The sequence below is a fragment of the uncultured Veillonella sp. genome, from assembly GCF_963543145.1.
In the GTDB taxonomy this organism is placed as follows: domain Bacteria; phylum Bacillota; class Negativicutes; order Veillonellales; family Veillonellaceae; genus Veillonella.
Genome location: NZ_CAUTZP010000002.1, coordinates 55826 through 69439, shown reverse-complemented (window position 1 = coordinate 69439; position 13614 = coordinate 55826). Strand labels below are relative to the sequence as shown.

The 13614-nt window shown below is 38.4% G+C and carries 16 protein-coding genes; all 16 read left to right on the top strand.

Annotated elements, in window-relative coordinates:
- Positions 1-134 precede the first annotated feature (134 nt).
- Positions 135-677 carry a prepilin peptidase gene (locus RWZ05_RS01980; RefSeq protein WP_314641591.1) on the top strand — a complete coding sequence of 181 codons (543 nt, stop codon included), beginning with the start codon at positions 135-137 and terminating at the stop codon, positions 675-677.
- Positions 678-814: 137 nt separating this feature from the next.
- Positions 815-1117 (top strand): hypothetical protein, encoded by a 303-nt coding sequence (locus RWZ05_RS01975; RefSeq protein ID WP_314641589.1) that lies wholly within the window; start codon positions 815-817, stop codon positions 1115-1117.
- Between the two features lie 7 nt (positions 1118-1124).
- Complete coding sequence (locus RWZ05_RS01970) at positions 1125-1481, top strand: hypothetical protein (RefSeq protein ID WP_314641588.1); 357 nt, start codon at positions 1125-1127, stop codon at positions 1479-1481.
- Positions 1482-1670: 189 nt separating this feature from the next.
- A complete protein-coding gene (locus tag RWZ05_RS01965) occupies positions 1671-2192 on the top strand; it encodes a hypothetical protein (RefSeq protein WP_314641703.1) in 522 nt (173 codons plus the stop codon).
- Positions 2173-2580, top strand: a complete 408-nt coding sequence (locus RWZ05_RS01960; protein ID WP_314641586.1) for a hypothetical protein — start codon at positions 2173-2175, stop codon at positions 2578-2580. Before RWZ05_RS01965 ends, RWZ05_RS01960 begins: the two co-directional genes overlap by 20 nt.
- 9 nt (positions 2581-2589) lie before the next feature.
- The gene (locus RWZ05_RS01955) at positions 2590-3444 is read left to right on the top strand and encodes a hypothetical protein (protein ID WP_314641583.1); all 855 of its coding nucleotides are present in this window, start codon (positions 2590-2592) and stop codon (positions 3442-3444) included.
- Entirely contained in the window at positions 3428-4024 is a 597-nt protein-coding gene (locus RWZ05_RS01950; protein ID WP_314641580.1) for a fimbrial assembly protein, read from the top strand. The genes RWZ05_RS01955 and RWZ05_RS01950 overlap by 17 nt, the downstream gene beginning before the upstream one ends.
- A gap of 205 nt (positions 4025-4229) precedes the next feature.
- On the top strand, positions 4230-4421 hold the full coding sequence (locus RWZ05_RS01945; protein WP_314641578.1) for a hypothetical protein: 192 nt from the start codon (positions 4230-4232) through the stop codon (positions 4419-4421).
- Positions 4422-4536: 115 nt separating this feature from the next.
- The gene (locus RWZ05_RS01940) at positions 4537-5304 is read left to right on the top strand and encodes a shikimate kinase (RefSeq protein WP_314641575.1); all 768 of its coding nucleotides are present in this window, start codon (positions 4537-4539) and stop codon (positions 5302-5304) included.
- Positions 5276-6190: an ATP-dependent 6-phosphofructokinase gene (locus RWZ05_RS01935; RefSeq protein WP_314641702.1), complete on the top strand. Its 915-nt coding sequence runs from the start codon at positions 5276-5278 to the stop codon at positions 6188-6190. Before RWZ05_RS01940 ends, RWZ05_RS01935 begins: the two co-directional genes overlap by 29 nt.
- Before the next feature lie 173 nt (positions 6191-6363).
- The gene (locus RWZ05_RS01930) at positions 6364-7446 is read left to right on the top strand and encodes an efflux RND transporter periplasmic adaptor subunit (RefSeq protein WP_314641573.1); all 1083 of its coding nucleotides are present in this window, start codon (positions 6364-6366) and stop codon (positions 7444-7446) included.
- Between the two features lie 12 nt (positions 7447-7458).
- Entirely contained in the window at positions 7459-8181 is a 723-nt protein-coding gene (locus RWZ05_RS01925) for an ABC transporter ATP-binding protein (RefSeq protein ID WP_314641572.1), read from the top strand.
- Positions 8174-9385 carry an ABC transporter permease gene (locus RWZ05_RS01920; RefSeq protein WP_314641570.1) on the top strand — a complete coding sequence of 404 codons (1212 nt, stop codon included), beginning with the start codon at positions 8174-8176 and terminating at the stop codon, positions 9383-9385. The genes RWZ05_RS01925 and RWZ05_RS01920 overlap by 8 nt, the downstream gene beginning before the upstream one ends.
- A 227-nt stretch (positions 9386-9612) precedes the next feature.
- Positions 9613-10077, top strand: a complete 465-nt coding sequence (locus tag RWZ05_RS01915) for a PaaI family thioesterase (protein WP_314641568.1) — start codon at positions 9613-9615, stop codon at positions 10075-10077.
- Positions 10078-10113: 36 nt separating this feature from the next.
- Complete coding sequence (pheS, locus tag RWZ05_RS01910) at positions 10114-11136, top strand: phenylalanine--tRNA ligase subunit alpha (protein ID WP_314641565.1); 1023 nt, start codon at positions 10114-10116, stop codon at positions 11134-11136.
- 9 nt (positions 11137-11145) lie between these two features.
- The gene (gene pheT, locus RWZ05_RS01905; RefSeq protein WP_314641562.1) at positions 11146-13590 is read left to right on the top strand and encodes a phenylalanine--tRNA ligase subunit beta; all 2445 of its coding nucleotides are present in this window, start codon (positions 11146-11148) and stop codon (positions 13588-13590) included.
- The last annotated feature ends 24 nt before the right edge of the window (positions 13591-13614 follow it).

Genomic DNA, 13614 nt, shown 5'->3' with positions numbered 1-13614 from the left:
TTTATTAGGTACATAGTATTTATTAGGTAAATAATGTTTAATTTAATCGGCAAATAGTGTGTATTAGGCACGTAGACATTGATGGCTTGGTATTGGCATCGATTAAAGGTGCTTGATATATGGAAGGACAAGGTATGAAAGGGACTAGTTATGTAATAGGGCTCATCGTATATATAGCATCTGTAGTGTTACCTATTCTATTATCCTCAAAGGCAATATCTTTTATTCACGTTGCTTTGTATGCTGTGTTTTCACTCATCATCATAGCAGGTGCTACCATCGATATGCATTACTATATATTGCCCGATGAAGGGGCTATGGCCCTTGTAATAGGTGGTATTATATATAGCTATATAAACGATACATCTATGTTAATAACCCTATTAAGTGTTATAAGTGTAGCGTCTATTACATATGGACTTCGTCTGATTAGTCATAATGGCTTTGGACTCGGTGATGTGAAATGGTTTTCTGCCATTGCCACATGGCTTACGCCATGGGAGACTGTATGTTTCTTTTACGTAGCTTTTGGTGTTGGTTCTCTCTATCTCTTACTAACAGGCTATCGTAATCGATACATTCCGTTTGGTCCCTTTCTATGCTTTGGTGGGTGGTGTGCCTTACATGGTGGACCCTATATGGAGGTACTTTACCAATGGTTAAGGAACAACTTTTAAATTGTCAAAGGGGCTCACTACTTGTAGAATGGCTAATTACGATAACTTTAATCTTACTGCTCATATCCATCGCATTACCTATAGTGACAACACCAAGTCGTTATACTTTAAATGGTGCCACACAAGAGGTGGCATATATGCTTAAGAAAGTACAACTTTGGTCTATGCTTGGTCATAAATCAAATGGAAAAGGAAGAATGCTCTTTATATTACATAAGGATAGTTACACCTTAGAGGAGGATACTCAACACCCTACCGTTGATATGTCGTTGCCTCCCCATATTGAAAGTACTCGTCCTTTGACGGTTATTTCCTTTTCTGCACTAGGTTTACCATACGATGGAACTGAAATTATTCTAGAGGATCGAGAAAGTGGTGAGAAAAATCGCATATGGATATCTGTACAAACGGGACGTATCAGATGGGAAGAAGTACACTGAAGGGTTTATGTATGGTGATGCTTTAATCTCGGCAGCTATTATAATGTTTATGTTACCTATTGTATTATCTGTGTTCTGGATATCGACGCTAACGATATATAAAGCTTATTATTGGGACCATATATTGCAAGATACTATAACGTATGTGGAGGAAGGTAAAGCAGCATATTATGAAACGGGAACACTTCAAACAGGTGTACATAACTCACAATTTATCATGAGCCCTAGTGAGGCTATTACTTATAAAACCTATGTGGACCCCGTAGTAGTGCAGGGTATTTCACTACAACGATTAACGGTAGATGCCATAGATAATGCAACAGTTGTCTATTCATTGTCCGTTGATTTGGAAGAGAAACAGTAAATAGCAACCATATAGAGAATAGGCATTGATGAGGTAAAGTTGAAAGAATATAAAAGAAAGAGCAAATATAAGGATATACCTAAGACTATAGTTAAGGGGCATCTTAATGATAGAGCTCAGACAAAAGCTACAACTATTAGCAAAGTTAATAATCATGAAGGCTTTATATTGTACTCGACCCTTATTAGTATGACTATTTCTATTATCGTCCTTACCTTACTCTTAGGTATTGTATTCTATGCGGTTATGTGGGATGCCAAATTACTAGATAGCGTAGCGATGATGGAGGATGGTCGTTATACACGGCGCATGGTTGTAGCTCAAATGATATGGAATCCTGCAAAGGTTACCGTAGAGGATAAGAATATAAGCTTATATATTCATGATACAAAACGTACGACCTTGACCGTACAAAGACATGCTCTTTACAGAAAGCTCACGGATGGTAGCCTGCAACCTGTTAGTGGCAGTCGCATCATCGGAACAAGAGATAAGCGTAATGTAGGGTATACGCAGGAGCATCCTTTTAGTTTGGATAATAATAAAACAGTTCATATGCGATGGTACATTAATAATCGCTTTGCTAATAATAAGCCTTATACTAGCGGATATGGTGGATTAGCTCTATATGAGGTCTCTATAGGGCAGAGTACTATTTATGATTGGTATAGAGATAATGAGGAGACAAGCCATGAACGGAGGAGCCCATAATGCGGGCTTTATTACATATGTAGCTATACTTACAATGTCCTTATTATTGGTCTTAGCCTTTATGGGGCTTCGTATTGGTCAAATTTGTGAAAGTAATGCAATAGATGAATTACATTTAGAGGAGGCTCATTATGCGGCGCAGAGAGGGGCTCATTGGTTTGTAGGCTATTGTAAAGGTGGCAATACATGGGACTTTCAAGAAAAAATAATCGTAGTAGATGATGATGAGCTTGAAATCATTATTGAAGCAGACCATTCGCCAGACAATCCTCGCCATATTATGAGCTATGGTAGATTGAAGCATCGTGAAATAGTAAGTCGCGTTCATATGTATGTTACTGTAGATAACGATAAACATATGCATGTTATAAAGGTAAAACCGTATTGAGGTGAAGCTATGAAACGGAAAAAGAAAATACATTCTGGAGTATGTATTACGGATGAACATATTGTATGTGTTACTGCTCATATTGAAAATAAAACTATGGTCATTACCGATGCGTTAGAGATGAAACGGAGTGGACCTATTGATGAAGACATTACTAAATTTATTGAAACCTATGATTTAGACGAAGGGGCTTATAGTATTGTAGCTAATATAGATACCCAAATGCATGTAGCCCCTTATGATCCTCACGATTTTGATATGAAGGAATTTATAAAATGGAACGTAGAGGATTACTTTAATTTTGATGGTGATAGCTTCCAAATGGATGCATGTCGTCGAGAATACCCAAGACATAGTTATCATATGTTTATGGTTGCCGTAGATCGTCATTCACTGGAGTTATTAAAACAAGGTATACGAGATACCTATGCCCCTGTTGATGTTATCGATTTTTGGCCTATTCCAATTTGTTACAGCTTGATGCGGCGCAGTGGTACCGTAACAGGTGTTGTTGAAGATGGAGCCATGCATCTATGGCTATGGTGGAATGATATATGTATTCAAGAGTGCATCGTACCTATAACAGGTAGCGATGTATCAGAAGCGATGAATACATTAGAAGCAAGGCTACAAGAATTTGGTATAGATGAGATACAGGGCGTTCGCATGTATGGGTTAGAAACTATTACTGATGCTGAACGAAGCGATATGGAAGAAATAATTTCTATGTATGGTGAAAACGAATATATTCCGTTATTGTTCTTAGGTCGTGGTCGCAATCGTTGTAAAAAGGGCCAGTTAGATTGGGATATGGCTATTGGTATGGCCGCAAGGGGGCTTAAGTGGATTGGCTTGGGATGGTAAAGATAAATGTATAAATTTAATGCCTCGCTCCTTACGTTGGCATAGTGTATGGCATACATATCGATATCATCTTTATGGGATAAGTTTTATCTATGCTATAGTAGGACTCGTTTCCTTGTATAGTTCCTGGCTTAGTTATGGTGCTTATGAGAAGGTAAAGATAGACTTTTTACAATTACAAGCTAATGTTCAGTATCAGTCTATACACCAACGGTATGGAGAATTAATGGCTATTAAAAATAAAATAGTACAGACTAAGTCTCCTAAGAATCAGTCTAACATATATTCCAACACCATGGTCTTATATATTCTTGATACAGCTATGGCGGAACATATAAGCTTACAACATCTTAGTGTTAAGGATAGGCGTATAAGTGTTGATGGCATCGGTGTCAGTGATGATAAGTGTCGTAAATTTATAGCTATACTCCAACAAAAGTTAGTAGGAATGGAGTGTCATGGAACAGTTAAAGCAGATAAAGGTGTTTATACATTCCATATGGACGGATATAAACGAGAGCACAACGTATCAGGTGAATCGAATACTGATAGTCCTGGTGGTGTGGGGAATGGTAATTAGTCTTTCCTTATATGGGCATATCTATTTAGATCAAAAGACGAATAATCTTAAAAATTTACAAGATAATTACGTTATACAAATGAATGCTGAGTCGGATTATATAGTATCTAATGAAGCAAAACTATTAGAATCTTTTACAGAAAATAAGAATTCTAATAGGAGTGCGAATACAAGTATATTTGATTCCTTACAAGGAGAACCATTAATGATTGTCAGTACGGATGAGCATGAAGGTATATTAGAATTAACACTATTAGGTAGTACAGAACGCATGATAAACTGGATTAATACTGTAGATGAAAAAGATCCTTCACGCCGTATAGAAATAGAAGATATAGAACGGAAAGGCAACGTAGTCTATGTACATTGTGCAGTTAAATCCATCATAAAGCCTTAAAAAATAGGCTGTATTATAAGAGGCAGATTATAGATTTTCGTCTATAGTCTGTCTTTGTTTTTGCGTCATTTTATAGTACAATGAAGGATATGTAATAATAAGGGGCACATAATAAATGATAATTAAACGCAATATTATGCTCATCGGATCTATGGGAAGTGGTAAAAGTCACTTCGGCCGAAATCTTGCAGAACGTAAAGGATGGCAATTTGTAGATACCGATCGTGTATTAGAAAGTCGTTTTGGGTTGCCCATTGCTGAAATATTCAAAAAGATTGGGGAAAAAGCATTCCGCCGTGCTGAAATGGATGTACTTAAAAAGGTATGCTTGTATCATGAAGCTGTTATTTCTGTAGGCGGTAATTTCCCTATTGAACATCGCACATTGAAGGTATTGAAAAAATACTCTTATATCATTGGTATACGAGCTGCACAATTCCGTATAGTGAGTCGTGTTAATCGACGTATTGGGAAGCGGCCTACTATGGATTATACTAATGTTAATGCCTTTGTACACGCTATGATACAGTCTTGGAAGCCCGTGTATAAGCAGTGCGATTTTGTACTGGACACAACAAATGGTCGGACCTATGATTTCATGCAACGTATTGAGGACGAATTAGAGGCCTCAGATGTGCAATTTAAAGCAAGACGTCAACCCAATGAAACGGACAAAATAGATGTAAAAGATGCATCTAAGGAAACACAATTTGATAAATGTGGCAAGCAAAAGGCGTCTAATGTAGGAAACAAGAAACGAAAGACTGAGACTATATCCAAACAACGTACACCACAAGGGGGCAAAGGATATGAGAAGAATCGCAATACTAACAAGCGGCGGAGACGCACCTGGAATGAACGCCGCCATAAGAGCGCTAACTAGAAAAGCCATATATGAAGGTTTCGAGGTATTTGGTATTGAACGAGGCTATTTAGGCATCATTGAAGAACAGATTTTTCCTTTAACGAATCGAGCCGTGGGCGGCATTATAACCCAAGGTGGGACGATGCTAAAAACGGCTCGCTTTCCTGAGTTTCAAAATGAAGAGGTTCAGAAAAAGGCTTATGATATTTTAAAAGCTAATGGTATAGATCATCTTATCGTTATTGGTGGTGATGGTTCTATGCGTGGTGCTAAAAGTTTGGCAAAACTCGGTATGTCTACCATGACTATTCCTTGTACCATTGATAATGACATAGGGGGCACTCAATACACTTTAGGTTTTGATACAGCTTTAAACACTGTAGTTGATGCGGTTGGTCGTATTCGCGATACATCTAACTCACATGAGCGTGTAGCCATTGTAGAGGTAATGGGGCGTAAAGCTGGTCATATTGCACTTAAAGCTGGGCTTGCGTGCGGTGCAGAAATCGTATTAGTTCCAGAAAATCCTATGCCTTTACATGCCGTATGCCGTCATTTAAAGGAAACCCAGATTCGAGGTAAAGAATATAGTGTGATTCTCGTAGCAGAAGGTACCTATAATAGCGGTGATGTAAAAGCCTTTATTAAGGAGCATACTGAGTTTGATCCGAGCTTGACCGTATTGGGATATTTGCAACGCGGTGGTGGTCCATCTGCATTTGATGCGATTTTAGCGGCTCGTATGAGTGAAGCTTGTATCAATCTTTTGATGAGTGGTGTAGATAATCGATTAGTAGGCTACATAGATGGACATATTCGTGCTATATCCTATCAAGAGGCTGAACGCCTAGAATTCCCAATTAATGAAAAGGATTATACATTACTAACTATTTTGAGTAGTTAATACGATTAAAAATGACCAGTAAGTGTCATTATATATATGTCATAATTCATTCATAAATGAAATTATATTGCGTAAAAGCAATTAGTGCTGTATAATTAAAAAATACTATACGTATCTATAGAAAATAGATATTTATGTTGAGTATATCTTCGTTTTTATTTAAGGAGATTATAATGAAAGAGTTTTTACAAAAGCATCGCAAACGAATTGTAGCAGGTGCTGTTGCTCTTTGTGTTCTTGGTGGTGGAACATACTACTACATGCATAGTCAAAATGCTAGTCAAACACAAAACTTATATACTACTGGCAAGGTAGAAAAGGGTGATGTAAAAACAAGCATCAGTGCAACTGGTACCATTAACCCTGTAAATTATGTAGACGTTTCTACGAATGTGGCTGGTAAGCTTGAAAAAGTTTTAGTAAAAGAAAATGATCAAGTTACAGAGGGACAAGTTATCGCTTATATTGATACGCGACAGCTACAGGCTTCTGTTGATGATGCTCGTGCAGCTTTAGCGAATGCGGAACTTGATATGAACCGTTATAAGGCATTGGCAGCCCAAAATGCTATTGCACAAAAAACGTATGATGATGCCGTAACAGCTTACGAACGTGCTAAATCTACGTATGAACGTGCAGCAGCAGATTTAAGTGATGCCACAATTACGGCACCTATGTCCGGTACTGTTGTAGGCACACCTTTAAAAGCAGGTCAAACTATTAGTACAGGCATTTCTACCCAAATGATTATTGCTACTATTGCAGATTTAAGTAATTTAGAAATTTATCTAACTGTAGATGAAACGGATATTGGTAATATTAAACAAGGGGCTAAAGTAGAATTTACGGTAGACTCTAAACCAGGTGAAACCTTCACAGGCTATGTATCTGAAATTGCAAAAGGAACAAAAGGCAACATGGGTACTACAAGTACAAGTGTTGTGTACTATACTGTAAAGGTTCAAATTCCAGAAAATATTGCAGGTAATTTCCTACCAACTATGACGGCTCGTGCCACAATCTTTGGTGAAGATATTAAAAATACCTTAGTAGTTCCTATTACTGCAGTACGTACAGATAAACAAGGTGAATACGTATATGTAATGAAAGACGGTCAACCAGTTCGTACAACTGTTTCCACAGGTGTAACTGGTGATACGAATGTACAAATTCTAGAAGGGTTATCTGAAGGTGATGAAATCATTGTAAGTGGTGATGTTACAGCACCTAAGAATAATAGCCGTGGACCATTCTAATAGTAGGTGAATATGAATCAATCAGTAATCGACATACAAGGGATTACAAAGACCTATGTAAATGGTAAATTATCGGTACCTGTATTGCATGGTATCGATTTGCAGGTCAATAAGGGAGAATTCGTATCTATTATGGGTCCTTCTGGTTCGGGTAAGTCTACCTTTATGAACATTCTTGGTTGTTTAGATCGACCAACGACAGGTTCCTATCGTCTTAATGGTGATGAGGTAGCAACCTTATCTGATGATGAATTGGCCTTTGTACGAAATAAACAAATAGGCTTTGTATTCCAAAGTTTTAACTTATTAACAAAATTAACTGCTCTAGAAAATGTAGCACTTCCTATGATTTATGCTGGTATGGATAAGAAGACAAGGAATGAACGTGCTGCTGCACTATTAGCATCAGTTGGATTAGGTGAACGTATGGATCACTTGCCATCTGAGTTGTCTGGTGGTCAACGGCAGCGTGTAGCTATTGCTCGGGCTTTAGCAAATAACCCTGCCATTATTATGGCCGATGAACCGACAGGGAATCTTGACTCCAAGTCTACCATTGACGTTATGAATATTTTTAGAGGGCTTTATGATGAGGGCCGTACAATACTTCTTGTTACGCATGAGCCAGAGATTGCTACTTATGCTAGCCGTAATGTGGTATTGCGTGATGGTGTGATTGTAGAAGACAACTTCAATCAAAATATGACACCAGTACAGGAGGTGACTCATGTATAAAGAGAGTTTCTTAATGGCATGGGCATCCCTCGTTGCTAATAAATTACGTTCTATCTTAACTATGCTTGGCATCATTATTGGTGTAGCTGCTGTAATTGCATTAGTGTCCATTGGTAATGGTGTAAGACAAGATATTCAAAATTCCATTTCTAGTTTAGGTTCAAATCTATTAATGGTAATGCCCGGTGCACCACGTACGCCAGGGGTTAGAGCTGCTGCAGGTTCTATGCAATCATTAAAGGTTTCCGACTATGAAGCGATTTCTAAGCTGGATGGCGTTAAAGCGGCGAGCCCTATGACTAGTGGTTCATATGTAGTCATTTATCAAAATAAAAACTGGACTACCACTGTATCTGGTGTTAACTCTAATTATATGGATGTTAATAACTGGACTATGAAGTCTGGTCGTTTCTTCTCCGATAAAAATGTACAAAATCGTGAACGGGTTGCTGTTATTGGCCAAACAGTTGTTAAAAACTTATTTGGCGATGAAGATCCAGTAGGTGCTGAAATTCGGGTTAAGAATATTCCATTCCGTATCATCGGTGTGCTCAATAGCAAGGGTAGTGGCTCTATGGGTGCTGACCAAGATGATATAGTACTCATTCCATATACTACTGCTATGGAACGGGTAGAAGGTGTTGACTATCTCCGAATGATTTATGTCGTAGGTGAAGATGAAAATGGTATTGATCGTTTGCAGTCCGATATCGAAAACCTATTGCGGGTACGACATGGTATCAAAGATTCAAATCTAGATGATTTCAACATTCAAAATATGAATTCCATCATGGAAACTATGGAGGAAACAACGGGAACCTTAACATTATTCCTTGGTGCTGTAGCGGCCATTTCTCTCGTAGTTGGTGGTATTGGTATTATGAATATCATGCTCGTGTCGGTAACAGAACGGACGCGAGAAATTGGTGTACGTAAGGCATTAGGTGCTACATATAATGTCATCGTCACACAGTTCCTTATTGAGGCTGTTGTTATCAGTTTGATGGGGGGATTAATAGGTATTGTGCTCGGTATAGTGGCTTCAAAAATGATCAGTGTATCCTCGGGGATGAGTACCGTTATTTCCATTCCAACCATCGTATTATCCTTTGCTTTCTCCATGGCGATCGGTTTGGTATTTGGTATTTATCCTGCTCGAAAAGCAGCAAAACTTAATCCAATCGATGCATTACATTATGAATAGTCTGGAACTTATACATGTGTTTTCTTAAGAACATACTATATAATTAGATAGAGTTATTCGCATATGGTGCGTTGCATGATACAATATGTATGATGTAACGCACCATTTTTATATGCTTGTATGTAATTAGTGCTATATAACTATGAAGATTTCAGGCAAGCAATTTGTAATAAAAGGGGTATGTGGATTACCTAATTTACTGGTAAGTATATTGAATGGAGAACCTTATGACTACAACATTGTTAGAATATTTCAACGAATTACGAGATCAGAATCCTTTTTCTTGGGTAAAAGATTCTGAGATTACTGCTGTTGAACCTGGTCATGCAGAAATGACATTACAAACAAATGAAACAGACTATTGCAATTTTAGAGGTGATTTACATGGCGCTGTTTGTATTGGTTTAGCGGACAGTGTGATGGGTACAGCTTGTTTTACATTGGGAAAATCTGTTAGTACTATTGATCTTAATGGTAACTATGTGAAAGCTGTTAAGGGGGGTACTGTATTACGTGGTGTAGCCAATGTAGAGCATAATGGTAAAACGACTATGGTCGCTACTGCACGTATTTATAATGAACTAGGTGAGCTAGTTCACTTAGCAAGAGGCACTTTCTATGTCTTAGAAGAGAAGCCATTACCTGATTTACCATGGCGTTTTATTGAAGAAGACAACCCTGATTTGGTATAATATAGTTTAGACTTTTAACTATAGGAGGATGCTTGAATGGAACAAGAATTACAACGCATTAAAGAGGTAGCGCTAACAGCTATCAGAGCTGCCACTGATCAACAAGCGTTGCAAGACGTACGCGTAAAATATTTAGGTAAAAAAGGTGAAGTAACTGCACTGTTAAAAGGTTTAGGTAAATTATTACCAGAAGAACGTCCTAAGATGGGGGCTCTTGTAAATGCTGTGCGTGAAACATTAGAAGCTGAATTAGATAAAATTAAGTCCTCTATGGAGGCGGCGGCTATGAATGCTCGCTTGGAAGAGGAAAAAATAGATATTACTCTACCTGGTAGAGCTCCAAAAACAGGTCATATCCATCCATTGACTACAGTTAATGAAATGATTGAAGACTTCTTTATGAAAATGGGGTATACCGTTGAAGAAGGCCCAGAAATAGAGCAAGATTACTATAACTTTGAGTGCTTAAACTTGCCTAAAGATCATCCAGCACGCGATATGCAAGATTCCTTCTATATTACAGAAAACTTCTTGTTACGTACACATACATCTCCGGTGCAAGCTCGTACTATGCAACGTCATGAGCCTAACAGCCCAATTCGTATGATTGCGCCTGGTAAGGTTTATCGTTGGGACTATGATGCGACACATTCCCCAGTATTCCATCAAGTGGAAGGTCTCGTCATCGACGAGCACATTACATTTGCTGATTTAAAAGGTACACTGGAGTCCTTCTTGCGTTACATGTATGGTGATGAAACAAAGGTGCGTTTCCGTACAAGCTTCTTCCCATTCACAGAGCCATCTGCAGAGGTAGATATTTCCTGTGTAATGTGTGGTGGCGAAGGTTGTCGTGTATGTTCTCATACAGGTTGGCTAGAAATCTTAGGCTGTGGTATGGTTCATCCTGACGTATTGCGCATTAATGGGTACGATCCTGAAAAGGTAAAAGGCTTTGCCTTTGGCATGGGCGTAGAACGTATTGAAATGCTTTTATACGGCATTAACGATTTACGTCTATTCTATGAAGATGATGTACGATTCTTGGAACAATTTTAGGAGGAACTCATGAAAGCAAGCTTACAGTGGATGAATGAATATGTGCCTGTGGATATGAATCGTCCTGCTCAAGAATTGGCCGATGAATTAACACAAGCTGGAATTCCTGTAGAAGATGTCATTACTTTGGATAATGGCATTAAGAAAATTTATACTGGTAAAATCGTAGAAATTACAAAACATCCAGATGCAGATAAATTACAAGTATGCCAAGTAGAATGTCTTACTGAAGAAGGTGAGCCTGTTACTAAGCAAATCGTAACGGCTGCTACAAATGTTGCAGTAGGTCAAATTGTGCCTGTAGCATACCATAAATCTCGCTTAGCGGATGGCACAGAAATTAAAAAAGGTAAATTACGTGGTGTAACTTCTGAAGGTATGTTCTGTTCTGTAGCAGAATTCGGTATCTCTAGTGACTTAGTCTTGCCAGAGGAAGCGCAAGGCATTTATATTTTCCCTGAAAATACACCAATTGGTCTTGATGTAAAAGATGTATTAGGATTAAACGATATAGTATATGAATTTGAATTGACTGCTAATCGTGCAGATTGCTTCTCCATGGTTGGCTTATCCCGTGAATTCGGTATAATGACAAATCAAAAGGCTTTATTCCCTGTTATTATGGTCAACGAAAATGGTGAGTCCATCGGAGGTAAAGCATCTGTATCTATTGAAGCTGATGATCTTTGTACTCGTTTCACTGCTCGCGTAGTGACTGATGTTAAGGTAGAACCATCTCCATTGTGGATGCAAAACCGTTTACGCAATTGCGGCATTCGTCCTATCAATAATGTGGTAGACGTAACAAACTACGTCATGTTAGAACTTGGTCAACCTATGCACGCATATGACTATGACCATGTCAAAGGTCATCAATTAGTGGCAAGACGTGCTAAAAATGGCGAAGTGCTTGTTACTCTTGATGGTTCCGAACGTGAGTTAAATGATTCTATGCTCATTATTGCTGATGCTGAACGTCCTGTAGGCGTAGCTGGTATCATGGGCGGCTTTGATAGCGAAGTAACAAATGAAACTACTACTGTTATGTTTGAAGCTGCTGTATTCAATGGTCCATCTATTCGTCGCACAGCTAAAGCATTAGGTATGCGCTCCGAAGCATCTGGTCGTTTTGAACGTGGTGTAAACCATAAATATACTGCTTATGCTATCGATAGAGCGGCTCAATTATTACAACAAATTTGCCCTAGTTGTAAAGTTGATGTAGGTGTTATCGATGTATATAAAAATCCTGTAGAGCAACATACAGTTACTTTTACAGCAGAACAAATTAACGATTACTTGGGGACCAATATTGAAAAAGACGAAATGGTTCGCATTTTGACAGCCCTTGAATTCGTTGTAACAGAAGACGGTAATCAATTGTCTGCCCTAGTACCAACATGGCGTGGCGACGTAACAGTGATGCCTGATATTGCTGAAGAGGTAGCTCGTATTTATAACTACGATAATATTGCTCCTACAATTCCTGTAGCCGTATTATCCTCTGGTGGTATGACTCCTAAAAAAGCTCTTATTAAACAGGTAACACATGCATTGGCTAAGCTAGGCATGACTCAAATCATTACATTTAGCTTTATGCATAAAGACGGCCTTACAAATATGATGCTTCCTGAAGGGGATAGTCGTTATACGGCCATTCAAATCTTGAATCCTATTTCCGAAGAGTTCCCTTATATGCGTACTACATTGGTACCAGCTGTTATTGACGCAGCAAAACGCAATATTGCGCAACAAAATAAGGATCTTTGGTTATTTGAAACAGCGAATGTATATGAGCCAAAATCATTGCCTTTGACAGAGTTACCTCATGAGCGCCCTATGGCTTGTGGTATTTTGATGGGCAAGGTGAATCAAGTTAGTTGGAATCAAGCAGAACGCTCTACAGACTTCTATGATGTAAAAGGCATCATAGATGCGTTGTTGGTAGAACTTGGCGTTACAGGTTACGATATTAATCGTGGCACTGAACCATATTTCCACCCAGGCGTAAGTGCTCAATACCTTGTAGATGGTAAAATGATTGCTCAATACGGCGAATTACATCCACAAGTGAGCAAAAACTTTGATTTGCCTGGTAAAGTATATATGTTTGAAATCGACTTGGAAGCAGTATTATCCTTGACGATTCCAGCATTCCGCTATACAACTTTCAGTAAATTCCCAGGCACTAGCCGTGACCTTGCTATCGTAGCACCTGCGTCCGTTGCTAGTGGTGAAATTTTATCTATCATTAAAGCGCATGGTGGAGAATATTTAGAAAATGTATCTATCTTCGATGTTTACGAAGGTGAACATATCGAAGCTGGTTATCGCAGTCTTGCGTACAACTTGCAATTCCGCTCTATGGAAGGTACGTTGAACGATGAAGATATTGACGGTAATATTCAAGCAATTATCGATGCATTAGCTGAAATTAACTGCAGATTACGTTAATCTCAAGCAGTATATTGAAAGGGT

Bases quoted from the DNA above. Each gene is read 5' to 3' on its own strand.
- RWZ05_RS01940 (WP_314641575.1), top strand. From the start codon at position 4,537: ATGATAATTAAACGCAATATTATGCTCATCGGATCTATGGGAAGTGGT.
- RWZ05_RS01930 (WP_314641573.1), top strand. From the start codon at position 6,364: ATGAAAGAGTTTTTACAAAAGCATCGCAAACGAATTGTAGCAGGTGCT.
- RWZ05_RS01970 (WP_314641588.1), top strand. From the start codon at position 1,125: ATGTATGGTGATGCTTTAATCTCGGCAGCTATTATAATGTTTATGTTA.
- pheT (WP_314641562.1), top strand. From the start codon at position 11,146: ATGAAAGCAAGCTTACAGTGGATGAATGAATATGTGCCTGTGGATATG.
- RWZ05_RS01975 (WP_314641589.1), top strand. From the start codon at position 815: ATGCTTAAGAAAGTACAACTTTGGTCTATGCTTGGTCATAAATCAAAT.
- RWZ05_RS01935 (WP_314641702.1), top strand. From the start codon at position 5,276: ATGAACGCCGCCATAAGAGCGCTAACTAGAAAAGCCATATATGAAGGT.
- RWZ05_RS01920 (WP_314641570.1), top strand. From the start codon at position 8,174: ATGTATAAAGAGAGTTTCTTAATGGCATGGGCATCCCTCGTTGCTAAT.
- RWZ05_RS01980 (WP_314641591.1), top strand. From the start codon at position 135: ATGAAAGGGACTAGTTATGTAATAGGGCTCATCGTATATATAGCATCT.
- RWZ05_RS01955 (WP_314641583.1), top strand. From the start codon at position 2,590: ATGAAACGGAAAAAGAAAATACATTCTGGAGTATGTATTACGGATGAA.
- RWZ05_RS01960 (WP_314641586.1), top strand. From the start codon at position 2,173: ATGAACGGAGGAGCCCATAATGCGGGCTTTATTACATATGTAGCTATA.
- pheS (WP_314641565.1), top strand. From the start codon at position 10,114: ATGGAACAAGAATTACAACGCATTAAAGAGGTAGCGCTAACAGCTATC.
- RWZ05_RS01925 (WP_314641572.1), top strand. From the start codon at position 7,459: ATGAATCAATCAGTAATCGACATACAAGGGATTACAAAGACCTATGTA.
- RWZ05_RS01945 (WP_314641578.1), top strand. From the start codon at position 4,230: ATGATTGTCAGTACGGATGAGCATGAAGGTATATTAGAATTAACACTA.
- RWZ05_RS01915 (WP_314641568.1), top strand. From the start codon at position 9,613: ATGACTACAACATTGTTAGAATATTTCAACGAATTACGAGATCAGAAT.
- RWZ05_RS01965 (WP_314641703.1), top strand. From the start codon at position 1,671: ATGACTATTTCTATTATCGTCCTTACCTTACTCTTAGGTATTGTATTC.